Source organism: Ramlibacter sp. bp-362 (assembly GCF_054956735.1).
The window spans coordinates 344286-366437 of the sequence record NZ_JBUDXE010000001.1 but is presented as its reverse complement, the minus strand read 5'-3'; the positions used below and the strand labels follow the sequence as shown (position 1 = coordinate 366437).

18 protein-coding genes are annotated in these 22152 nt (G+C 69.4%); 16 read left to right on the top strand and 2 right to left on the bottom strand.

The features are described 5' to 3' along the window. The first annotated feature begins 3 nt into the window (after positions 1–3). Positions 4–333: an iron donor protein CyaY gene (gene cyaY, locus ACY0MJ_RS01840; RefSeq protein WP_462636557.1), complete on the top strand. Its 330-nt coding sequence runs from the start codon at positions 4–6 to the stop codon at positions 331–333. Here cyaY and ACY0MJ_RS01835 read toward each other — a convergent pair. After that, entirely contained in the window at positions 323–2794 is a 2472-nt protein-coding gene (locus ACY0MJ_RS01835; RefSeq protein ID WP_462636556.1) for a penicillin-binding protein 1A, read from the bottom strand. The genes cyaY and ACY0MJ_RS01835 overlap by 11 nt on opposite strands. A gap of 271 nt (positions 2795–3065) precedes the next feature. On the opposite strand from ACY0MJ_RS01835, the gene ACY0MJ_RS01830 reads away from it, so the two are divergent. The 13 genes from ACY0MJ_RS01830 to ACY0MJ_RS01770 are packed head-to-tail and all read left to right on the top strand — an operon-like array spanning position 3066 to position 16342. After that, a complete protein-coding gene (locus ACY0MJ_RS01830; protein ID WP_462636555.1) occupies positions 3066–4145 on the top strand; it encodes a pilus assembly protein PilM in 1080 nt (359 codons plus the stop codon). Further along, positions 4142–4807 (top strand): PilN domain-containing protein, encoded by a 666-nt coding sequence (locus tag ACY0MJ_RS01825; RefSeq protein ID WP_462636554.1) that lies wholly within the window; start codon positions 4142–4144, stop codon positions 4805–4807. The genes ACY0MJ_RS01830 and ACY0MJ_RS01825 overlap by 4 nt, the downstream gene beginning before the upstream one ends. 37 nt (positions 4808–4844) lie before the next feature. After that, positions 4845–5516, top strand: a complete 672-nt coding sequence (locus tag ACY0MJ_RS01820) for a type IV pilus inner membrane component PilO (protein ID WP_462636553.1) — start codon at positions 4845–4847, stop codon at positions 5514–5516. After that, a complete protein-coding gene (locus ACY0MJ_RS01815; RefSeq protein WP_462636552.1) occupies positions 5513–6055 on the top strand; it encodes a pilus assembly protein PilP in 543 nt (180 codons plus the stop codon). The genes ACY0MJ_RS01820 and ACY0MJ_RS01815 overlap by 4 nt, the downstream gene beginning before the upstream one ends. Continuing rightward, complete coding sequence (gene pilQ, locus ACY0MJ_RS01810) at positions 6055–8160, top strand: type IV pilus secretin PilQ (RefSeq protein ID WP_462636698.1); 2106 nt, start codon at positions 6055–6057, stop codon at positions 8158–8160. The genes ACY0MJ_RS01815 and pilQ overlap by 1 nt, the downstream gene beginning before the upstream one ends. A 30-nt stretch (positions 8161–8190) precedes the next feature. Continuing rightward, a complete protein-coding gene (locus tag ACY0MJ_RS01805) occupies positions 8191–10212 on the top strand; it encodes a hypothetical protein (protein WP_462636551.1) in 2022 nt (673 codons plus the stop codon). Between the two features lie 12 nt (positions 10213–10224). Further along, positions 10225–10752, top strand: coding sequence for a shikimate kinase (locus ACY0MJ_RS01800; RefSeq protein ID WP_462636697.1), 528 nt, complete (start codon positions 10225–10227; stop codon positions 10750–10752). 10 nt (positions 10753–10762) lie between these two features. Continuing rightward, positions 10763–11866, top strand: a complete 1104-nt coding sequence (gene aroB / locus ACY0MJ_RS01795; protein WP_462636550.1) for a 3-dehydroquinate synthase — start codon at positions 10763–10765, stop codon at positions 11864–11866. A gap of 13 nt (positions 11867–11879) precedes the next feature. Then, on the top strand, positions 11880–13022 hold the full coding sequence (locus tag ACY0MJ_RS01790; RefSeq protein WP_462636549.1) for a deoxyguanosinetriphosphate triphosphohydrolase: 1143 nt from the start codon (positions 11880–11882) through the stop codon (positions 13020–13022). Then, positions 13019–14239, top strand: a complete 1221-nt coding sequence (locus ACY0MJ_RS01785; protein WP_462636548.1) for an MFS transporter — start codon at positions 13019–13021, stop codon at positions 14237–14239. The genes ACY0MJ_RS01790 and ACY0MJ_RS01785 overlap by 4 nt, the downstream gene beginning before the upstream one ends. A gap of 11 nt (positions 14240–14250) precedes the next feature. Then, positions 14251–14898: a hypothetical protein gene (locus tag ACY0MJ_RS01780; RefSeq protein ID WP_462636547.1), complete on the top strand. Its 648-nt coding sequence runs from the start codon at positions 14251–14253 to the stop codon at positions 14896–14898. 2 nt (positions 14899–14900) lie between these two features. Beyond that, positions 14901–15452 carry a DUF1415 domain-containing protein gene (locus ACY0MJ_RS01775; RefSeq protein ID WP_462636546.1) on the top strand — a complete coding sequence of 184 codons (552 nt, stop codon included), beginning with the start codon at positions 14901–14903 and terminating at the stop codon, positions 15450–15452. Then, a complete protein-coding gene (locus ACY0MJ_RS01770; RefSeq protein WP_462636545.1) occupies positions 15449–16342 on the top strand; it encodes a class I SAM-dependent methyltransferase in 894 nt (297 codons plus the stop codon). The genes ACY0MJ_RS01775 and ACY0MJ_RS01770 overlap by 4 nt, the downstream gene beginning before the upstream one ends. On the opposite strand, the gene ACY0MJ_RS01765 is transcribed toward ACY0MJ_RS01770, so the two are convergent. Next, complete coding sequence (locus ACY0MJ_RS01765; RefSeq protein WP_462636544.1) at positions 16293–16481, bottom strand: hypothetical protein; 189 nt, start codon at positions 16479–16481, stop codon at positions 16293–16295. The two genes, ACY0MJ_RS01770 and ACY0MJ_RS01765, sit on opposite strands and share 50 nt — an antisense overlap. A gap of 98 nt (positions 16482–16579) precedes the next feature. Here ACY0MJ_RS01765 and ACY0MJ_RS01760 point away from each other — a divergent pair, with 98 nt between their 5' ends. Continuing rightward, positions 16580–17287 (top strand): REP-associated tyrosine transposase, encoded by a 708-nt coding sequence (locus ACY0MJ_RS01760; RefSeq protein WP_462636543.1) that lies wholly within the window; start codon positions 16580–16582, stop codon positions 17285–17287. Between the two features lie 116 nt (positions 17288–17403). Next, a complete protein-coding gene (locus ACY0MJ_RS01755) occupies positions 17404–22137 on the top strand; it encodes a glutamate synthase-related protein (protein WP_462636542.1) in 4734 nt (1577 codons plus the stop codon). Positions 22138–22152: the final 15 nt, after the last annotated feature.

The following is a 22152-nucleotide window of genomic DNA, read 5'->3' as shown; positions in this document are numbered from 1 at the left end:
GTAATGACCGATCTCGAGTACCTCGACCGCGCCGAGGCGCTGCTGGCCAGCGTGGAGGCGGGGTGCGACCGGATCAACGACACGAGCGACGCCGACATCGACAACCAGCGCGTGGGCGGCATGGTGACCCTGACGTTCCGCGACCGCAGCCAGATCATCGTGAACCTGCAGAAGCCGCTGCAGGAAGTGTGGCTGGCCGCCCGCAGCGGCGGCTTCCACTACCGCTGGGACGGCCAGTGCTGGCGCGACACCAAGCGCGCCAGCGAGTTCTTCGCCGACCTGAGCCGCTACGCGAGCGAACAGGCCGGCCGGCCCCTCACCTTCAGTTCCTGAACAGGTCCAGGATGCTGCGGCGCTCGTCGCTGGGCGCCGGCGGCACCGGCGGCGGCAGGCCGTTGGAGTTGACCATGCCCGGGTCGCCCGGCAGGCCCGGCGCCTGCTCGCCGCTCGGGCCGCGCCGCAGCGAGCCATCCGCGCCCGGCACCCCGGTATCGCCGCCGCTCAGGCCCAGGCTGGCCACGCCGCCGCCCCGGGCGTATTCCTCGTAGTACCACTCGCCGCCGATGTTCACCAGGCCCTCGGGCGCCGACGGTTCCATGATCGGCACGCCCTTGAGCGCCGTGCGCATGAAGTCGATCCAGATCGGCAGGCTCAAGCCGCCACCCGTCTCGCGGTCGCCCAGGGAGCGCGGCGTGTCGTAGCCCATCCAGACCACCGCCACCAGCGTGGGGTGGAAGCCGTTGAACCAGGTGTCGATGGAGTCGTTGGTGGTGCCGGTCTTGCCGTACAGGTCCGGGCGCTTCAGCTCGCGCTGCGCCCGCGCGGCCGTGCCGCTGCGCGCCACTTCCTGCAGCAGGCGGTCCATCACGAAGGCGTTGCGGGCGTCGATCGCGCGCACCGATTCGTTCAGCAGCGGCGGCTGGCTCTCCACCAGCACCTTGCCCTTCTGGTCGGTGATGCGCGTGATCAGCCACGGGTTGACGCGGTAGCCGCCGTTGGCGAACACGGCATAGCCCAGCGCCATCTGCATGGGCGTCACCGAGCCCGCGCCCAGGGCCATGGTCAGGTAGGGCGGGTGCTTCTCGGCGTCGAAGCCGAAGCGGGTGATCCAGTCCTGCGCCACCTGCGGGCCCACGGCCTGCAGGATGCGGATGGACACCATGTTCTTGGACTTGGCCAGGCCAACGTGCAGCGGCATGGGCCCTTCGAAGCGGCCGTCGTAGTTCTTGGGCTCCCACGGCTGGCCGCCGGTCACGCCCGAGTCGAAGAACAGCGGCCCGTCGTTGATGATGGTGGTGGGCGTGAAGCCCTTCTCCAGCGCCGCGGAGTAGATGAAGGGCTTGAAGCCCGAGCCCGGCTGCCGCCACGCCTGCGTGACGTGGTTGAACTTGTTCTTGTTGAAGTCGAAGCCGCCGATCATGGCGTGGATGGAGCCGTCGCGCGGGTCCAGCGCGATGAAGGCGCCTTCCACTTCCGGCAGCTGGGTGATCTCCCAGGTGTCCTTCTCGGACTTCATCACCCGGATCACGGCGCCGCGCCGGATCTTGATCTTGGGCTGCGCCTTCTCCGACAGCCCGGAACGGGCGGCCTGCAGGCCCGCTCCGGTGATCTCGACCCGGTCGCCGTTGCCGCGCACGGCCACGATCTTCTTGGGGTTCGCCTCCAGCACCACGGCGGCCATCACGTCGCCGTTGTCCGGGTGCTCGGCGAGCGCGTCGTCCACCGCGTCGTCCAGCTCCTTCGGGTCGTTCGGCAGGTCGACGAAGCGTTCCGGGCCGCGGTAGATCTGGCGCTTCTCGTAGCGCATGATGCCGTCGCGCAGGGCCTGGTACGCGGCTTCCTGTTCGTTGGACTTCACGGTCGTGAACACGTTGAGGCCGCGGGTGTACGCCTCGTCGCCGTATTGCGCGAAGACGAGCTGGCGCACCGTCTCGGCCACGTACTCGGCGCGCACCGGCAGGCTTTGCACGCCGGTCTTCACGCGCAGTTCCTGCTTCTTGGCGGCCTCGGCCTGCTCGTGCGTGATGAAACCGTTCTCCTCCATCCGTTCGATGATGTACAGCTGCCGCGAGCGGGCGCGGGACGGGTTGGAGACCGGGTTGTACGCGGAAGGCGCCTTGGGCAGGCCGGCCAGCATGGCGGCCTCGGCGACGGTGATGTCCTTCAGGGGCTTGCCGAAGTAGGTCTCGCAGGCCGCCGCGAAGCCGTAGGCGCGGTTGCCCAGGAAGATCTGGTTCATGTAGATCTCGAGGATCTGGTCCTTCGTCAGCAGGTGTTCCAGCTTGAAGGTGAGGAGCACCTCGTACAGCTTGCGGGTGAAGGTCTTCTCGGACGAGAGGTAGACGTTGCGCGCCACCTGCATGGTGATGGTGGAGGCGCCCTGGCTCTTCACGCGGGCCAGGTTGGCGATGGCCGCGCGCACCAGGCCCTTGTAGTCGACGCCGCTGTGCGAATAGAAGCGGGCGTCCTCGATCGCCAGCACCGCGTTCTTCATGACGGCGGGGATCTCGTCGATCGGGGTCAGGTTGCGCCGCTCCTCCCCGAATTCGCCGATCAGGACGCCGTCGGAGCTGTAGATGCGCAGCGGCAGCTTCGGGCGGTAGTCCGAAAGGTCGCTGATGTCAGGCAGGTTGGGGTAGGCCACCGCGAGGGCGACCCCCCCGATGGTCACGGCCGCCGCCACCAGGGCGAAGGCCAGGCCGAAGGTCCAGCCGAAGAACTTGAGCAGGAAGCGTTGCCAGAAGGGCCGGCGCGGTGCGGTCGCGGGCGCGTCGGCGGAAGGGTCGGAAGCCATAGAACTCCATCGGGCGGCCCGGTTGCGCGCCCATTATAGAAATGCAGGGGTGTGAGCCGACCTCTGGTGCGGCGGTTCCACGCCGGGCATCGGTTCGCGCTTGCGGACCGCCTCGCGCCCCGCAGTATCGCAGCCATCCCCGTCGGCTTTTGACAACGCGCACAAGGTGCGCGCGCCGGAAATTCCTTTTGGGACAAGGATGTTACTGCTAGCATTGAAGTGGAATCTTAAGTTCGTTACGCCTTGACACCAGGCGTCTCAGGAGACGGGTTTGATCTCAATCGGCTCTCTGTTTGGCAGCAAGTCCGGGCCCTTGCTCGGGCTGGACATCAGCTCTTCCAGCGTCAAGCTGGTCGAACTCGGGCTCGCCAAGAACGGTGGCTTCGTCCTCGAGCGCTGCGCCATCGAGCCCCTGGAACGCGGCTGGATCAACGACGGCAACGTCGAGAAGTTCGACGAAGTGGCCGAGGCCATGCGCCGCGTCGTCAAGAAAAGCGGCACCCGCACCCGCAACGTCGCCATGGCCCTGCCGGCCTCGGCCGTGATCACCAAGAAGATCATCCTGCCCGGCGGCCTGTCCGACCAGGACCTGGAGGTGCAGGTCGAGAGCGAGGCCAACCAGTACATCCCCTTCTCGCTCGACGAAGTGAGCCTCGACTTCTGCGTGGTGGGCCCCAGCACCACCTCCGCCGGCGACGTCGAGGTGCTGATCGCCGCCTCCCGCCGCGAGAAGGTGCAGGACCGCCAGGGCCTGGCCGAGGCCGCAGGCCTCAAGCCCGTGATCATCGACGTCGAGTCCTATGCGTCGCGCCTGGCCGCCGGCCGCCTGATCGGCAACCTGCCCGGCGAGGGCAAGGACCAGATGGTCGCCCTGTTCGAGGTGGGCGCCTCCACCACCAGCATGCAGGTGATCCGCAACGACGAGGTGCTCTACGACCGCGACCAGGCCTTCGGCGGCGCCCAGCTCACCCAGCTGATCGTGCGCCAGTACGGCTTCTCCCCCGAGGAGGCCGAAAGCAAGAAGCGCAGCGGCGAACTGCCCGACGACTACGAGGCCGGCGTGCTGCGCCCCTTCGTCGACAGCATGGCCCAGGAAGTCGCGCGCGCCCTGCAGTTCTTCTTCACCAGCACGCCCCACAACCGCGTGGACCACATCATGGTGGGCGGCGGCTCCGCCGCCCTGCCGGGCCTGAGCGAGGCCATCACCGCCCAGACCTCCTTCCCCTGCGCCCTGGCCGACCCGTTCCAGGGCATGCAGTTCGGCGACAACGTGCGCGAGAAGAAGGTGCGGCGGGAAGCGCCTTCCTACCTGACCTCGTGCGGCCTCGCGATGCGGAGGTTCCTGCAGTGATCCTGATCAACCTCCTGCCGCACCGAGAGGCGGCACGCAAGCGGCGCCGCGAGATGTTCTACGCGAGCCTGGGCGCGTCGGCGGTCGCCGGCGGCCTGGTCGCGGTGGGCATCTGGCTCTGGTACGGCGCGCAGATCGAGAACCAGCAGGCCCGCAACATGGTGCTGTCCACCGAGATCAAGCGCCTGGAGGCGCAGATCAAGGACATCGCCGCGCTGCAGGAGGAGATCGCGGCGCTGCGCGCGCGCCAGCAGGCGGTGGAAGACCTGCAGGCCGACCGCAACATGCCGGTGCACCTGCTCAACGAACTCGTGAAGCAGCTGCCCGATGGCGTGTACCTCACCGCCATGAAGCAGACCAACAATTCCGTGTCCCTGGCGGGCGTGGCGCAATCGAACGAGCGCGTCTCCGAGCTGCTGCGCAACCTGAGCACGGGCAGCGCCTGGCTCACCCAGCCCCAGCTGGCGGAGATCGTCGCCGGCAACGTGAACCTGGGCGGCAAGGACGTGCGCCGGGTGGCCAACTTCAAGATGACGGTGCGCCTGCTGCGGGCCGCCGAGGCGCAGAAGGCCGCGTCGGCCGCTCCGGCGGCGGCGCCGACCGCCGCGGCGTCCGGCGCCGCGGTCGCCGGCGGCGCGCCGGCCGCGACGGCGAAGAAGTGAGCATGCGCGCACACCCTGCAACCACGGACTGAATCCCATGGCCACAACCGCAAAAGGCCCCGAAACCCCGCCGGCGATGGACCGCATCGCCGCGCAGTTCCGCGGCCTCGATCCCAACGACCCGGCTTCCTGGCCGATGGTGCCGAAGGTGGCGCTGTGCATCGCGCTGGCGGCGGCGATCGTCGTGGCGCTCTGGTTCCTCTGGCTGACCAACTCCGCCGACGAACTGGCGGCCGAACAGCAGAAGGAAGTCGCCCTGCGCGCCGACTACAAGAAGAAGGTGGCGCAGGCGGTGAACCTCGACGCCCTGCGCAAGCAGCGCGAGCAGGTCCTGACCTACGTGACGCAGCTCGAGAAGCAGCTGCCCAGCAAGGCGGAGATGGACGCCCTGCTGTCCGACATCAACCAGGCCGGCCTGGGCCGCAGCCTCGCCTTCGAGCACTTCAAGCCGGGGCAGGTCAGCGTCAGGGAGTACTACGCGGAACTGCCGATCTCCATCAAGGTGTCCGGCCGCTACCACGACATGGGCTCCTTCGCCGCCGACATCGCGCACCTGTCGCGGATCGTCACGCTGAACAACCTGGAGATCCGGCCCACCCCCGCCGGCAGCCTGGTGATGGACGCCACGGCCAAGACCTTCCGCTACCTCGACCAGGACGAAGTGGCCGCGCAGCGCAGGGCGACCACCAAGGGAAGGAAGAAGAAATGAGGCAGGCGCTGTTGCTCGTGCTGGCCGCGGCCGCCGCGCTGGCGGGCTGCACCGGGTCGGACACCGAGGAGGTCACGCAGTGGATGGCGCAGGAGCGCGCCGCCACCAGGCCGAAGATCCAGCCGATCCCGGAACCCAAGCAGTTCACGCCCGAGGACTACGTGGAGCAGGCGGCCGTCGATCCCTTCAGCAACCAGAAGCTGACGCTGGCGCTCAAGCGCGACTCGCAGGAGTCCGGCGGTGCCGGCGCGGCGCTGCTCGCGCCGGAGCTGAACCGGCGCAAGGAGCCGCTGGAAGCCTACCCGCTCGATGCGATGGTGATGGTCGGCAGCCTGATCAAGCAGGGCCAGCCGGTCGCCCTGATCCGGGTCGACAACCTCCTGTACCAGGTGAAGCCGGGCAACTACCTCGGCCAGAACTACGGAAAGATCACGAAGGTGGGAGAAAGCGAAGTCGTGCTGCGCGAGCTGGTCCAGGATGCCGCCGGCGAATGGGTCGAGCGAACCGCGACGCTGCAATTGCAGGAGAAGTCCAAATGATGAAAAGAAACGAGTGGAGCTGGCGCGCCTTCCTGGCGGCGGCCGTGCTGTTCGCCGGCGGCGCGGTCCAGGCCGCGCCGGCCGTGGAGAGCGTCACGGGGTCGATCCAGGGCGGGTCGGAAGTGGTGCGCTTCGACTTCTCCGAGCCGCTGACGGCGCTGCCGACCGGCTTCGCGACGCAGTCGCCGGCGCGCATCGCGCTGGACGTGCCGGGTGCGAGCAACGCGATGGGCCGCAACGGCGTGGAGATGAACGTCGGCAACCTGCGCTCGGTCAACGTGGTGCAGGGCGCGACCCGCGCCCGCCTGGTGCTGAACCTCAAGGCGCCCACCAACTACCGGGTGGCGCTCGACGGCAAGACGCTGGTCGTCACGCTCGACCCGGTGGCGCAGACCGCCGCCGCCGCGCAGCAGCCGGTCTTCGCCGAAAGCCGCAACCGCGACATGCAGCCGCTGCGCGACCTGGACTTCCGGCGCGGGCCGGACGGCTCCGGGCGCGTGATCGTCGACCTGCCCAGCAACCAGGTGGGCGTCGACATCCGCCAGCAGGGCCAGTCGCTGGTGGTGGACTTCCTGAAGTCGTCGCTGCCCGAGGGCCTGCGCCGGCGCATGGACGTCACCGACTTCGGCACGCCGATCCAGAGCGTGACCACCACGCAGCAGGGTGACCGCGTGCACATGGTGATCGAGCCGCGCGGCGCCTGGGAGCACAGCGCCTACCAGTCCGACACGCAGTTCGTGGTGGAAGTGCGCCAGCAGAAGCAGGACCCGAACAAGCTGAGCCAGGGGCCTGGCTACACGGGCGAGAAGCTGTCGCTGAACTTCCAAAACATCGAGGTCCGCTCCCTGCTGCAGGTGATCGCCGACTTCACCAACTTCAACGTCGTCACCTCCGATTCCGTGACCGGCGCCGTCACCCTGCGCCTGAAGGACGTCCCCTGGGACCAGGCGCTGGACATCATCCTGCAGGCCAAGGGCCTGGGCATGCGCCGCACCGGCAACGTGCTGTGGATCGCGCCGAAGGACGAGATCGCCGCCAAGGAAAAGCTCGAACTGGAAGCGAACGCCGCGATCCAGAGCCTGGAGCCGGTGCGCACGCAGGCCTTCCAGCTGAACTACACGAAGGCCGCCGACATCTCCGTGCAGCTGACCGGCACGGGCTCGTCGCGGATCCTGAGCACCCGCGGCAGCGCGATCGCCGAGCCGCGCACCAACCAGCTGTTCGTCACCGACGTGCCGTCCAAGCTGGAGCAGGTGCAGCAGCTGATCGCGCGCCTGGACATCCCGGTGCGCCAGGTGCTGATCGAGGCGCGCATCGTCGAGGCCTCCGACACCTTCGGCAAGTCGCTGGGCGTGCGCCTGGGCGGCAGCGACCTGCGGGGCATCCGCGGCGGCGACCCGGGCTACCGGATCGGCGACACCAACCGGGTGGCCTTCGGCGGCACGTACGACGCGGTGAGCGGCACGGTGGGCGAGAGCGACACCCAGCTGACGACGACCAACACCACGTTCCTGAACCTGCCGTCCTCGGGCGCCGGCGGCTTCGCGCCGGCCACCTTCGCGGTGTCGATCTTCAGCTCCGCGGCCAACCGCTTCCTGAACCTGGAACTCTCGGCGCTGGAAGCCGACGGCAAGGGCAAGCTGGTCTCCAGCCCGCGCATCGTGACGGCCGACAAGACCAAGGCGCTGATCGAGCAGGGCACGGAATTCCCCTACCAGCAGGCGACCTCCAGCGGCGCGACGTCGGTGGCCTTCCGCCGCGCGACGCTGAAGCTGGAAGTCACGCCGCAGATCACGCCCGAGGGCAACATCATCCTGGACCTCGACATCAACAAGGACAGCCGCGGCGAGACGACGGCCGCCGGCATCGCGATCAACACCAAGCACATCCGCACCCAGGTGCTCGTGGAAAACGGCGGCACGGTGGTGATCGGCGGCATCTTCGAGCTGACGGAGTCGGAGAACGAGGCGCGCGTGCCGCTGCTGGGCGACATCCCGATCGCGGGCAACCTGTTCAAGACCCGCAATCGCAGCAGCAACAAGCAGGAGATGCTTGTCTTCATCACGCCCAAGATGGTGGCGGATCGCGGCACCGCGGGGCGCTAGCAGTACGGAATCTACGGAGGAGAGCTTTTCATGAATCGATTTTTCAAGGCGCTGGCCGGCCTCGCGATGGTCGCCGCGCTGGCCGCCTGCGGCGGTGGCGGGGGCAGTCCTGGCGCCACGGCGGGTGGGGGTGGCGGTGGCGGCGGGGGTGGAGGCGGCGGCGGTGGCGATGACGGTGGCACCGTCGGCGCGCCGACCCTGTCCTTGAGCCTGGTGAATTCGAGCGGCACGGCCATTCCGGGCAACGCCGTGACTCCTGGCAGCACGGTGTTCCTGCGCGCCCTGGTGAAGGACGGCAACGGGGACCTGGTGACCAACAAGCTGGTGAGCTTCAGCTCCGGTGGCGTGATCGCGTTCCAGCCCGCTTCCGGCCAGGTGCTGACGGACCCCGTGACCGGCATCGCGACGGTGCAGGTCATGCCCGCCGACCTCACGAGCACGGGCGCCGACACGCTGACGGCCAGCGCCACCGTGAACGAGACCGCGGTCTCGGCCTCGATCGACGTCCAGACGTCCGCGGCCAACGTGGGGCTCAGGAACATGAAGGCCGCGCAGACCACGCTGACGGCCTACCAGAACACGACCGTGAGCGTGGACGCGACGGTCGGCGGCCAGCCCGCGACCACCATCCCGGTCACGGTGGGCTTCAGCACCAGCTGCGGCAAGTTCAGCCCGGCGAGCGTGATCACCGATTCCACCGGCACCGCCGCCGCGACGTTCCAGGCGGAGGGCTGCACCGGCGGCACCGCCACGCTGACGGCATCCGCACCCGGCGCGTCGCCGGTGCAGACCACGGTGACGGTGCAGGCGCCGCAGGCGACGAACCTGCTGTTCGTCTCGGCCACGCCTGCCACGATCTTCACTTCCGGTGCGTCCTCCGGCGCCAAGCAGTCGACCGTCGTGTTCAAGCTGGTGGACGCCGCCGGCAACCCGATCACCACGTCGACGCAGGTGCGCGTGTCGCTGTCCTCTGCTGCGATCGCGGCCGGCGTGGTGTTCGCCGACACGAACACCACCACGCCCAAGGTGGTGTCCACCGACGTCACCGGCAACGTCCAGGTCATCGTGAAGTCGGGCGGCTTCCCGACGCCGCTGAGCCTGAACGCCGAGCTCGTCTCCAATCCCGCCATCACCGCGTCGTCTTCCGGCCTGACGGTGAACTCGGGCCGCGCGGTGCAGAACTTCTTCTCGCTGTCCGCGGAGAAGTTCAACATCGAGGGACTGCGGTACGACGGCGAGACGACCAGCATCAACATCCTGGCGGCCGACCGGTTGGCCCAGCCCTTGCCCGAGGGCACCACGGTGTCGTTCATCGGCGAAGGCGGCCAGGTCACGGCCTCCTGCTCGCTGACCATCAACAGCGACAAGAAGTCGGGCTGCTCGGTTTCGTTGACCAGCCAGGAATTCCGTCCGGACAACGGCCGCGTGACGGTGCTCGCCTACATGGACGGCGACGAGATCTTCGTCGACGAGAACGGGGACAACCGTTACCAGGTGGGCGAGACCTTCTACGACATGGGGCAGCCGTTCCTGGACGCCGACGAGAACGGCTCGCGGTCGAGCGGGGAGCAGCGCGTCGGCAGTGCGTCGACGCCGGGCTCGGGCATCGGCACGACGGCCTGCGCCGCCCATCCCTCGGGCACCAACCCCTACCTGGTCGCGAACGTGGCGAACACCTGCGACGGCGCCTGGGGCTCGACCCGCGTGCGCGCCCAAGCGGTGATCGTGTTCTCCGACAGCTACGCGGTGACGGAAGACGAGGAGCCGGGCACGGTGTTCGTGAACATGAAGCCCACGAGCGTGGACGTGGTCCTGCGCGACCGCAATGGCAACCCCCTGCCTGCGGGAACGTCCCTGGCCGCCACCGTCAGCACCATCGCTGGCTCCTGCTCGGTGTCCCGCATCATTCCGGCCACGGTTCCGAGCACGACCACGCCCACGGTGCATCGACTGGTGTTCTCCGGTGCCGGCTGCTCCGGCGCGACCTTGAACGCCGAGGCGACCACGCCGAAGAACAACACCACGTTGCTGGGTTCGGTGGTCCTTCCCTGACCCGAAGGGCACCTGGTGCTCTCCCTCGTCGGCATGCCCGGCAGTGGCAAGTCCACTGTCGGGCGCCATCTCGCAAGGCGGCTAGTGCTGCCTTTTTTCGATTCGGACCACCTGATCGAGCAGCGCCTGGGCCGCAGCATCCGCGAGTACTTCGCCGAGGCGGGCGAGGACGCCTTCCGGGAGCGGGAGCAGGAGACGATCGCGGAGCTGGCCCGGGGACCCGACGCCGTCGTGGCCACCGGCGGCGGCGCCGTGCTGCGCGAGGCCAACCGCCAGGCCCTGCGCGCCGCCGGCCAGGTGATCTACCTGCGTTCCACGCCGGAGGAGCTGTACCGGCGGCTGCGCCACGACACGCAGCGGCCGCTGCTGCAGGTCGCCGACCCGCTGGGCAAGCTGCGCGCGATGTACGCCGAACGCGACCCGCTCTATCGCGAGACCGCGCATTTCCAGATCGAGACCGGCCGGCCTTCCGTGCCCACGCTGGTGAACATGATCGTCATGCAGCTGGAGCTGGCGGGCGTCCTGCCGCCGCGCCCTTAAACTCCGGGGCATGCCCGCCCCGTCCACCGAAGATCCCCAGCAGGTGCGCATCGCGCTGGGGGAGCGCAGCTACGACATCCTGATCGGGCCCGGCCTGCTCGAACGGCCCGCCATCTGGGAAGGCCTGCCCTCCGCGGCCGCCGCGCTGGTCGTCAGCAACACCACCGTCGCGCCGCTCTATGCCGCGCGCCTGCGCGGCGCGCTCGCCGGGCGCTACCGCCAGGTGCACGAGGTCGTGCTGCCCGACGGCGAGGAGCACAAGGACTGGCCGACCCTGAACCGCATCTTCGACGCCCTGCTGGGGCAGGGCTGCGACCGCAAGACCGTGCTGTTCGCGCTGGGCGGCGGCGTGGTCGGCGACATGGCCGGTTTCGCGGCGGCGTGCTACATGCGCGGCGTGCCCTTCGTGCAGGTGCCGACGACGCTGCTGGCGCAGGTGGACTCCTCCGTCGGTGGCAAGACCGCGATCAACCACCCGCTGGGCAAGAACATGATCGGCGCCTTCTACCAGCCGGCACGCGTGGTCTGCGACCTCGATACGCTGGCCACGCTGCCGAAGCGGGAGCTGAGCGCGGGTCTCGCCGAGGTGATCAAGTACGGCCCGATCGCGGACATGCCTTTCCTCGACTGGATCGAGGCGAACGTCGACGCGCTGCTGCGGCGCGAGCCGGCGGCGCTGGCGCACGCGGTGCGGCGCAGCTGCGAGATCAAGGCGGAGGTGGTGGGCCAGGACGAACGCGAGGCCGGCCTGCGCGCCATCCTCAATTTCGGCCACACCTTCGGCCACGCCATCGAGGCGGGCCTGGGCTTCGGCCGCTGGCTGCACGGCGAAGCCGTCGGCTGCGGCATGGTGATGGCCCTGCGCCTGTCGCAGCGCCTGGGCCTGGTGGACGAAGCCTTCGTCGAGCGGATGCGCGCCCTGATCGGCCGCGCGGGCCTGCCGACGGTGGGCCCCGCGCTCGGCGCCGAGCGCTACCTCGAACTGATGCGCGTGGACAAGAAGGCCGAGGCCGGCGAGATCCGCTTCGTGGTGATCGAGCGTCCCGGCCAGGCGGCGGTGCGCGGCGCGCCCGATGCGCTGGTGCGCGAGGTGATCGCCGCGTGCACGCGCTGAGCGCGGCGGCCGCATGAGCCTCGCTCCCTACGCCAGCGATCCCGCGCGCACGCGCGGCCGCCGCCATCCCGAGCCGCCGGCGCCCACGCGCACCGAGTTCCAGCGCGACCGCGACCGCATCGTGCATTCCACGGCCTTCCGGCGGCTGGTCTACAAGACGCAAGTGTTCCTCAACCACGAGGGCGACCTGTTCCGCACGCGCCTGACGCACTCGATCGAGGTGGCGCAGCTGGCGCGCTCGATCGCGCGGCCGCTCGGGCTCAACGAGGACCTGGTCGAGGCGATCGCGCTGGCCCACGACCTGGGCCACACGCCTTTCGGCCATGCCGGCCAGGACGCGCTGAACGCCTGCATGGCCGAACACGGCGGCTTCGAGCACAACCTGCAGAGCCTGCGCGTGGTCGACAAGCTGGAGGAGCGCTATCCCGAGTTCGACGGGCTCAACCTCTGCTTCGAGACGCGCGAAGGCATCCTGAAGCACTGCTCGCGCGCCAACGCCGAGAAGCTGGAACGCGCGGAGCCGGACGGCGTCGGCCGGCGCTTCCTCGCCCGCACGCAGCCGGCGCTGGAGGCGCAGCTGTGCAACCTCGCCGACGAGATCGCCTACAACGCGCACGACATCGACGACGGCGTGCGCTCGGGGCTGATCACGCTGGAGCAGGTCGCCGAGGTGCCGCTGTTCGGCGAGCACCTGGCCGCGGCCGCCGCCGACCATCCGCAACTGCAGGACCGCCGGCTGCTGTATGAGGCGATCCGGCGCATGCTGAGCGCGCTGGTCTACGACGTGATCGACGCCACGCGCGAGCGCGTCGCGGCGGCGCGGCCGGCCGATGCGGACGCGGTGCGGGCGCTGCCGGCGCTGGTGTGCTTCAGCGAGCGCGCGCGCGCGCGGTCGGCGGAACTGAAGGCCTTCCTGTTCCATGACCTCTATCGCCATCCGCGCGTGATGGAGACGATGGCGCAGGCGCAGGAGGTCGTGCGCGAGCTGTTCGACTGCTACGTGCGCGACCCGGCGGAGATGCAGGCGGGCTTCACCGCGCGCACGGACACCGAACGCGCGGTGGCCGACTACATCGCGGGCATGACCGACCGCTACGCCGCGCGCGAACACGAGCGCCTGACCGGGCGCAAGCTGCTGGCGGGAGCGGCCGCATGAAGGTGCATCCCGCCCTCATCGTCGTGCTCGCCGGCATCAGCGCGGCGCTGCACATCGGCAAGCTGCCGCCGGCGCTGCCCGTCCTGCGCGACCAGTTGCACATCAGCCTGGTGCAGGCCGGCTTCCTGCTGTCGCTGGTGCAGCTGGCCGGCATGACGCTGGGCCTCGCGATCGGCGCCGCGGCCGATGCGCTGGGCCAGCGCCGCACCATGATCGCCGGCCTGCTGATCCTGTCGGTGGCCAGCTTCGCCGGCGGCGCGGTGACCACGCCGGGCGCGCTGCTCGCGCTGCGCGGCGCCGAAGGCGTGGGCTTCCTGCTCGCGTCGCTGCCGGCGCCGGGGCTGATCCGGCGGCTGGTGGAGCCGGCCCGGCTGAGCACGATGCTCGGGCTGTGGGGCGCCTACATGCCCTTTGGCACGGCGACCGCGCTGCTGGTGGGGCCGGCCTTCATCGCGCTCACCGGCTGGCCCGGCTGGTGGTGGCTGCTGGCATCCTTGTCGCTCGTGATGGCGCTCGTGCTGTGGCGCGCGGTGCCGGCTTCGGCCGACCAGCGCAGCGGCACCGCCGCGAGCAGCACGGCGCGCATCGTCCGCACCCTGCGCTCGCCGGGCGCGTGGCTGCCGTCCCTGGCCTTCGCCGCGTATTCGTCGCAGTGGCTCGCCGTCATCGGCTTCCTGCCGACCATCTATGCGCAGGCGGGCCTCGCCGGCGCCTACGCGGCCGTCGCGACGGCGCTCGCGGCGGCGGTGAACATGGTGGGGAACATCGCCTCCGGGCGCCTGCTGCACCGTGGCGTGCCGGCCCCGCTGCTGCTGCAGTGCGGCTTCGTGGCGATGATCGTGGGTGCGATCGCCGCGTTCGCCTCCTGGTCTTCGGGCGGCGCCCACGTCGCGCTGGTGCGCTACGCCGGCGTGCTGCTGTTCTCCACCGTGGGCGGCCTGGTGCCGGGCACGCTGTTCTCGCTTGCGGTGCGCATGGCGCCGGACGAGAGTACCGTCTCGACGACGGTGGGCTGGATGCAGCAGTGGTCCGCCTTCGGGCAGTTCGCCGGCCCGCCCCTGGCGGCGTGGACGGCGGCGCGCGCGGGCGGCTGGCATGCCATGTGGTGGGTGACGGGTGGCTGCGCCGTGCTCGGCATGGCCATCGCGGCCGTGATCGCCGCGTTCCTGGCGCGGCACCCGGCGAGGCGCCCCGCGGCCGCGCAGCCGGCACCATAATTCCGGGTTCCATGAGTTTCCTGAACCAGCTGAAGTCCCAGGCCGAGGCGCTGCAGGGGCAGCGCACGGCCGAGGACCAGCGCCTCGGCGAACGCACCGCGCAGACCGAGGAGGCCTGCCGGCGCGTGCTGTCCTACCTGCAGGAGCTCGCGCAGCAGCTCACCGTGATCGAGCCTGCGGGCCCCGCGTTCACACTGGATGGCCGCACGCCCTGGCCCGCGGTGAAGCTGGTGGACTTCCGCGTGGATGCGCGCCGCAAGCAGCTGCGCAATCGCGAGGTCTTCGACTACATCGCGATGGGCTGGCGCGTGGTGCCGCGTCCCGGCGAGGCCGCGACGGGATCGGTGAGCGTCAACTTCCCGACCGACATGCGGCGGGTGGAAGACCGGCTCGCGCACGGGCCGGTGAAGTTCCAGCGCTTCGAGGTGCGCGGCGGCGAGACCAACGTGCTGCAGGAAGTGCGCTACGACTACGAGGCGAACACGCGCGGGTCGGTGACCGCGACGGCCGACCACGAGGCGGGCCAGCTGCGCTTCCGCCTGCTCAACACCCGCGGCTTCGAGGTGGTGCAGGCGGGCATCGCCGCGGCGCGTGTCGACACCGCGCTGCTCGACGAGCTGGCCAAGCGCATCGTCGGCCAGCCCAGCCTGTTCGTCTGAACATGGCGGACCTCGCGACGGCCGTGGCGGACACGCGGCGCTGGCTGGAACGCGCGGTGGTGGGCCTCAACCTGTGCCCCTTCGCGAAGGCGGTGCTGGTGAAGGAGCAGGTGCACATCGCGGCCACGGAGGCCGAGGACCCGGCCGGCATCCTGCAGGATTTCGCCCTGGAGCTGGACGCGCTGGTGGCGCGCGACCCGGCAGAGCGCGACACGACGCTGCTGGCGATCCCGCGCGGGATGGAGGACTTCCTCGGCTTCCTGGATCTCGTCACGCGCGCCGAGCGGCTGGTGCGCAAGCGGGGGCTGGAAGGCGTGGTGCAGGTCGCGCACTTCCATCCGCGCTTCGTGTTCGCGGGCACCGAGGAGGACGACATCACCAATTGCACCAACCGCGCGCCGCATCCCACGCTGCACCTGCTGCGTGAAGCGAGCATCGACCGCGCCGTCGCCGCCTTTCCGGATGCGTCCGCGATCTACGAGGCGAACATGGCCCTGCTGCGCCGGCTGGGACGGGAAGGCTGGGACGCGCTGGACGTGGGGCCGACGCCATGAAGAAGGACGTGCGCGAGGAACTGGGCCTGCGCCCGGGCCAGTCGCTGGAGCTGCTGCAGGAGCTGCACATCCTGACGCGCGAAGGGCGCGTCAACCAGGATTCGCGGCGCAAGCTCAAGCAGGTGCTGCACCTGGTGCAGTTCATCGAGAAGCTGCTGCTGGAGATCCCGGGGGAGGGCGGGCACCCGACGCTCGCGGACCACGGCGCCGGCAAGTCCTACCTGGGCTTCATCCTGTACGACCTGTTCTTCCGGCCGCGCGGCGTGGGCCACATCTACGGCATCGAGACGCGCGCGGAGCTCGTGGAGCGCTCGCGCGCGCTGGCGCAGCGGCTCGGGTTCGAGCGCATGTCCTTCCTGCACCTGAGCGCCGCCGAGGCGGCCGACGCGGCGCAGCTGCCGGAGCGCATCGACGTGGTCACCGGGCTGCATGCCTGCGACACGGCCACGGACGACGCGATCGCGTTCGGGCTGCGCAAGGAGGCGCGCTTCATGGTGCTGGTGCCGTGCTGCCAGGCGGAGGTGGCGAGCTGCCTGCGGCAGTCCAAGGCGCTGGCGCTCGCGCGCACGCCGCTGGCGGAGCTGTGGCGGCATCCGCTGCACACGCGCGAGCTGGGGAGCCAGCTCACGAACGTGCTGCGTTGCCTCTATCTCGAGGCCATGGGCTACCAGGTCACGGTGACGGAACTGGTGGGATGGGAGCACTCGCTGAAGAACGAATTGATCCTGGCGCGCCGCACGGGACAGCGCAAGCGCAGCGCCGCGGCGCGCCTGCGCGCGATCCTCGCGGAGTTCGGGCTGGCGGCGCTGGAGCCGGTGCGCTTCCCGGGGCTGCCGGACGTCAGTGCGACGGAGGCGGCGACGGCGGATCCTTCGGACGCGTCCGCTTGACGGCCGAGAGCAGGCCGATGCCGAACAGCACGACGGCGCCGATCAGGATGTAGGTCTGGGGCACGCCCGCCACCATCGCGCCCCAGGCGAGCCCGACGATGACGATGATGAATCCCAGCATGTAGAGCGCGAACGACATGGGCTTCTCCTTTGGCCTGCGATTCTCAGCAGCCACCCGCCCCGCCCTTGTCAGCGCGCAACCCTAATTGGGGTCAGATTCCAATTTATGATCGCCGGATGGCGCGCCTTCCCCGGCTGACCGTCCCGGGCTACCCCCACCACATCATCCAGCGCGGCAACAACCGCCAGGCGATCTTCGCCGGCACGGCGGACTACGAGCTGCTGCTGTCGCTGATCGACGAGCACGCCCGCAAGCAGCATGTGGCGATCCACGCCTACGTGCTGATGAGCAACCACTTCCACCTGCTGGCCACGCCGGAGACGGAGGATGGCATCCCGCAGATGATGCAGGCCGTCGGCCGGCGCTACGTGCGCAACTACAACCTGCGGCACTTCCGCACCGGCACGCTCTGGGAGGGCCGCTACAAGTCCACGCTGATCCAGGCCGAGCGCTACCTGCTGGCCTGCATGGTCTACCTCGACCTGAACCCGGTGCGCGCCGGGATGGTCGCGGACCCGGCGGACTACCCGTGGTCCAGCTACCTGCACTACATCGGCCGGCGCAGCGACAAGCTGCTCACGCCGCACCCGCTTTACTGGGAGCTGGGCAACACGCCGTTCGCCCGCGACGAGGCCTATGCCGAGCTCGTCCGCGCGGGCATTGGCGAAAAGGTGAAGCAGGCGCTCACGGACTCGGCCCTGCGGGGTTGGGCGCTGGGCGAGCCGGACTATGTCGCGGAATTGCAGAGGCGGACGGCGCGCCGGGTGACGCCAGGGCAGGCCGGTCGCCCGCCCGCCAGGAAGCGCAAACCTGTCCCCGATTAAGTATGGAGGTCGGATGAGGCGGAGATAATTGGAATCTGACCCCAATTATTTTGCTTGCAAGGCAGTGCTGCGCTGCACTATCCTCGGGTTTTCCCCTGCTTCCCGAGGTGAGCGCCATGACGACGGCTGCCGAGATCGCCCATTTGCAAGAACATGGCCTGTATGCGGGCGCTCACGAACACGATGCCTGCGGCGTCGGCTTCGTGGCGCACGTGAAGGGCGAGAAGAGCCACGGGATCGTGGAGCAGGCGCTCAAGATCCTGGAGAACCTCGACCATCGGGGCGCCGTCGGCGCCGACAAGCTGATGGGCGACGGCGCCGGCATCCTGATCCAGCTGCCGGACGCGCTCTATCGCGAGGAAATGGCGAAGCAGGGCGTGGAACTGCCCCCGCCCGGCGAGTACGGCGTCGGCATGATCTTCCTGCCCAAGGAGCACGCCTCGCGCCTGGCCTGCGAGCAGGAGATGGAGCGCGCGATCAAGGCCGAGGGCCAGGTGCTGCTCGGCTGGCGCGAGGTCCCGGTGGACCGCGACATGCCGATGTCGCCCGCCGTGCGCAAGAAGGAACCGGTCATCAAGCAGGTGTTCGTGGGCCGCGGCCACGACGTGATCGTGCAGGACGCGCTGGAGCGCAAGCTCTACGTGATCCGCAAGACGGCCAGCGCCGCCATCCAGCGCCTGAAGCTGAAGCACAGCAAGGAGTACTACGTCCCCTCCTTCAGCAGCCGCACGGTCATCTACAAGGGCCTGCTGCTCGCCGACCAGGTCGGCGTGTACTACAAGGACCTGCAGGACGCCCGCTGCGTCTCCGCCCTGGGCCTCGTGCACCAGCGCTTCTCCACCAACACCTTCCCCGAGTGGCCGCTGGCCCACCCGTACCGCTACGTCGCGCACAACGGCGAGATCAACACGGTCAAGGGCAACTACAACTGGATGCGCGCCCGCGAAGGCGTGATGACCTCGCCGGTGCTGCAGGCCGACCTGAAGAAGCTGTACCCCATCAGCTTCCCGGACCAGTCGGACACCGCGACCTTCGACAACTGCCTCGAGCTGCTGACCATGGCCGGCTACCCGCTGGCGCAGGCCGTCATGATGATGATCCCGGAGCCCTGGGAGCAGCACACGCTCATGGACGAGCGCCGCAAGGCCTTCTACGAGTACCACGCTTCCATGCTGGAGCCCTGGGACGGCCCGGCCTCCATCGTGTTCACGGACGGCCGCCAGATCGGCGCCACGCTGGACCGCAACGGCCTGCGCCCCTCGCGCTACTGCGTCACCGACGACGACCTGGTGATCATGGCCTCCGAGTCCGGCGTGCTGCCGGTGCCGGAGAACAGGATCGTGCGCAAGTGGCGCCTGCAGCCCGGCAAGATGTTCCTGATCGACCTGGAGCAGGGCCGCATGATCGACGACGAGGAGCTCAAGTCCTCGCTGGCGAACGCCAAGCCCTACAAGCAGTGGATCGAGAACCTGCGCATCAAGCTCGACGAGGTCGAGCCGAACGCCGTCGACATCCCCGTGTCCGAGCGGTCCGCGCTGCTGGACCGCCAGCAGGCCTTCGGCTACTCGCAGGAGGACATCAAGTTCCTGATGGCCCCGATGGCCAGCGCCGCCGAGGAGGGCATCGGCTCCATGGGCAACGACAGCCCGCTGGCCGTGCTGTCGGACAAGAACAAGCCGCTCTACAACTACTTCAAGCAGCTGTTCGCGCAGGTGACCAATCCGCCGATCGACCCGATCCGCGAGGCGATCGTGATGTCGCTGGTCTCCTTCATCGGACCCAAGCCGAACCTGCTGGACATCAACCAGGTCAACCCGCCGATGCGGCTGGAAGTCGGCCAGCCCATCCTCGATTTCGAGGACATGGGCAAGCTGCGCAGCATCGACGCGCGCACGCACGGCAAGTTCCGCAGCTACACGCTGGACATCACCTATCCGCTCGCCTGGGGCCGTGAAGGCGTCGAGGCCAAGCTGGCCTCGCTCAACGCCGAGGCGGTGGACGCGCTGCACAGCGGCCACAACATCCTGATCGTGAGCGACCGCGGCGTGAGCCCGGAGCGCGTGGCCATCCCCGCGCTGCTGGCGCTGTCGTCCATCCACCAGCACCTGGTGCGCGAGGGCCTGCGCACCACCGCCGGCCTGGTGGTCGAGACCGGCTCCGCCCGCGAGGTCCACCACTTCGCGGTGCTGGCCGGCTACGGCGCCGAGGCCGTGCACCCCTACCTGGCCCTGGAGACGCTGGTCGCGATCCACAAGGACCTGCCCGGCAAGCTCTCGCCCGACCAGGCGATCTACAACTACGTCAAGGCGATCGGCAAGGGCCTGTCGAAGATCATGTCCAAGATGGGCGTGTCGACCTACATGTCCTACTGCGGCGCCCAGCTGTTCGAGGCGATCGGCATCAACCACGACACGATCGACAAGTACTTCACCGGCACCGCGAGCCGCGTGGAAGGCATCGGCGTGTTCGAGATCGCCGAGGAAGCGATCCGCCTGCACAAGGCGGCCTACGGCGGCGACCCGGTGCTGGCCTCCATGCTCGACGCCGGCGGCGAATACGCCTGGCGCACCCGCGGCGAGGAGCACATGTGGACGCCCGACGCGATCGCCAAGCTGCAGCACAGCGCGCGCGCCAACAACTGGAACACCTACAAGGAATACGCGCAGATCATCAACGACCAGAGCCGCCGCCACATGACGCTGCGCGGCCTGTTCGAGTTCAAGGTCGATCCGGCGCGGGCGATCCCCGTGGACGAGGTCGAGCCGGCCAGCGAGATCGTCAAGCGCTTCGCCACCGGCGCCATGTCGCTGGGCTCGATCTCCACCGAGGCGCACGCGACGCTCGCCGTCGCCATGAACCGCATCGGCGGCAAGAGCAACACCGGCGAGGGCGGCGAGGATCCGGCGCGCTACCGCCAGGAGCTCAAGGGCATCCCGATCCAGACGGGCCAGACCATGGCCCAGATCATCGGCAGCGACGTCGTGGAAGTCGACATCCCGCTGCAGCAGGGCGACTCGCTGCGTTCGCGGATCAAGCAGGTGGCCTCGGGCCGCTTCGGCGTGACGGCGGAATACCTGGCGTCCTCCGACCAGATCCAGATCAAGATGGCCCAGGGCGCCAAGCCCGGCGAGGGCGGCCAGCTGCCCGGCGGCAAGGTGTCCAAGTACATCGGGCGCCTGCGCCACTCGGTCCCCGGGGTCGGCCTGATCTCGCCGCCGCCGCACCACGACATCTACTCGATCGAGGACCTGGCCCAGCTGATCCACGACCTGAAGAACGTCGCGACGCACGCCTCCATCAGCGTGAAGCTGGTGTCGGAAGTGGGTGTCGGCACCATCGCCGCGGGCGTCGCCAAGTGCAAGGCCGACCACGTGGTGATCGCCGGCCATGACGGCGGCACGGGCGCCTCGCCCTGGTCGTCGATCAAGCACGCGGGCTCGCCCTGGGAAATCGGCCTGGCCGAGACCCAGCAGACGCTGGTGCTGAACCGCCTGCGCGGCCGCATCCGCGTGCAGGCCGACGGCCAGATGAAGACCGGCCGCGACGTCGTGATCGGCGCGCTGCTGGGCGCCGACGAATTCGGCTTCGCCACCGCGCCGCTGGTGGTGGAGGGCTGCATCATGATGCGCAAGTGCCACCTGAACACCTGCCCGGTGGGCGTGGCCACGCAGGACCCGGTGCTGCGCAGGAAGTTCGCGGGCAAGCCCGAGCACGTCGTCAACTACTTCTTCTTCGTCGCCGAGGAAGCGCGCCAGATCATGGCGCAGCTGGGCATCCGCAAGTTCGACGAGCTGGTCGGCCGCGCCGACCTGCTGGACACGCGCAAGGGCATCGCCCACTGGAAGGCGCGCGGCCTGGACTTCAGCCGCCTGTTCGCGCAGCCCGAGGTGCCGGCGGACGTGCCGCGCTTCCACTGCGAGCTGCAGGACCACGGCCTGGAGAAGAGCCTGGACCGCGTGCTGATCGAGAAGTCGCGCGCCGCGATCGAGCGCGGCGAACGCGTGCAGTTCATCGAGGTGGCGCGCAACGTGAACCGCTCGGTCGGGGCGATGCTCTCGGGCGCGCTCACCAAGGTGCACCCCGAGGGCCTGCCGGACGACACGCTGCGCATCCAGCTGGAAGGCACGGGCGGCCAGTCCTTCGGCGCCTTCCTGGCGCGCGGCATCACGCTGTACCTGATCGGCGACGCCAACGACTACACCGGCAAGGGCCTGTCGGGCGGCCGCGTGATCGTGCGTCCCAGCATCGACTTCCGCGGCGACGCCACCAAGAACATCATCATCGGCAACACGGCGCTGTACGGCGCCACCGCCGGCGAGGCCTTCTTCAGCGGCGTGGCCGGCGAGCGCTTCGCCGTGCGCCTGTCGGGCGCGACGGCGGTGGTGGAAGGCACCGGCGACCACGGCTGCGAATACATGACGGGCGGCACGGTGGCCGTGCTGGGCAGGACCGGCCGCAACTTCGCCGCCGGCATGTCGGGCGGCATCGCCTACGTGTACGACGAGGACGGCAAGTTCGCGAGCCGCTGCAACACCGCCATGGTGTCGCTGGAGCGCGTGGGCACGACGGCCGAACAGCAGGCCGCCGCCGGCCGCACGCGCCTGCACCGCGACCAGACCGACGAGGCGCAGCTGAAGAAGCTGCTGGAAGACCACAACCGCTGGACCGGCAGCCGCCGCGCCCGCGAGCTGCTGGACGACTGGGCCAACGCGCGCACGAAGTTCGTCAAGGTGTTCCCGAACGAATACAAGCGGGCCCTGGCCGAGATGTACGAGCGCGAGGTGGAGCTGGCGAGCGCCGGCACGAACCAGGAGGTCGCCATGAAGCACGAGCCGGCCCCGGCCAAGTAAGAGGCGGAGAAAGAC

What these genes read in the sequence shown, in the direction of transcription:
- ACY0MJ_RS01815 (WP_462636552.1), top strand. Translation starts at nt 5,513, where the DNA reads ATGAGGCAGGCGCTGTTGCTCGTGCTGGCCGCGGCCGCCGCGCTGGCG.
- aroB (WP_462636550.1), top strand. Translation starts at nt 10,763, where the DNA reads ATGCCCGCCCCGTCCACCGAAGATCCCCAGCAGGTGCGCATCGCGCTG.
- ACY0MJ_RS01835 (WP_462636556.1), bottom strand. Translation starts at nt 2,794, where the DNA reads ATGGCTTCCGACCCTTCCGCCGACGCGCCCGCGACCGCACCGCGCCGG.
- ACY0MJ_RS01780 (WP_462636547.1), top strand. Translation starts at nt 14,251, where the DNA reads ATGAGTTTCCTGAACCAGCTGAAGTCCCAGGCCGAGGCGCTGCAGGGG.
- ACY0MJ_RS01820 (WP_462636553.1), top strand. Translation starts at nt 4,845, where the DNA reads ATGGCCACAACCGCAAAAGGCCCCGAAACCCCGCCGGCGATGGACCGC.
- ACY0MJ_RS01775 (WP_462636546.1), top strand. Translation starts at nt 14,901, where the DNA reads ATGGCGGACCTCGCGACGGCCGTGGCGGACACGCGGCGCTGGCTGGAA.
- ACY0MJ_RS01765 (WP_462636544.1), bottom strand. Translation starts at nt 16,481, where the DNA reads ATGTCGTTCGCGCTCTACATGCTGGGATTCATCATCGTCATCGTCGGG.
- ACY0MJ_RS01790 (WP_462636549.1), top strand. Translation starts at nt 11,880, where the DNA reads ATGAGCCTCGCTCCCTACGCCAGCGATCCCGCGCGCACGCGCGGCCGC.
- ACY0MJ_RS01785 (WP_462636548.1), top strand. Translation starts at nt 13,019, where the DNA reads ATGAAGGTGCATCCCGCCCTCATCGTCGTGCTCGCCGGCATCAGCGCG.
- ACY0MJ_RS01805 (WP_462636551.1), top strand. Translation starts at nt 8,191, where the DNA reads ATGAATCGATTTTTCAAGGCGCTGGCCGGCCTCGCGATGGTCGCCGCG.
- ACY0MJ_RS01755 (WP_462636542.1), top strand. Translation starts at nt 17,404, where the DNA reads ATGACGACGGCTGCCGAGATCGCCCATTTGCAAGAACATGGCCTGTAT.
- pilQ (WP_462636698.1), top strand. Translation starts at nt 6,055, where the DNA reads ATGAAAAGAAACGAGTGGAGCTGGCGCGCCTTCCTGGCGGCGGCCGTG.
- ACY0MJ_RS01760 (WP_462636543.1), top strand. Translation starts at nt 16,580, where the DNA reads ATGGCGCGCCTTCCCCGGCTGACCGTCCCGGGCTACCCCCACCACATC.
- cyaY (WP_462636557.1), top strand. Translation starts at nt 4, where the DNA reads ATGACCGATCTCGAGTACCTCGACCGCGCCGAGGCGCTGCTGGCCAGC.
- ACY0MJ_RS01770 (WP_462636545.1), top strand. Translation starts at nt 15,449, where the DNA reads ATGAAGAAGGACGTGCGCGAGGAACTGGGCCTGCGCCCGGGCCAGTCG.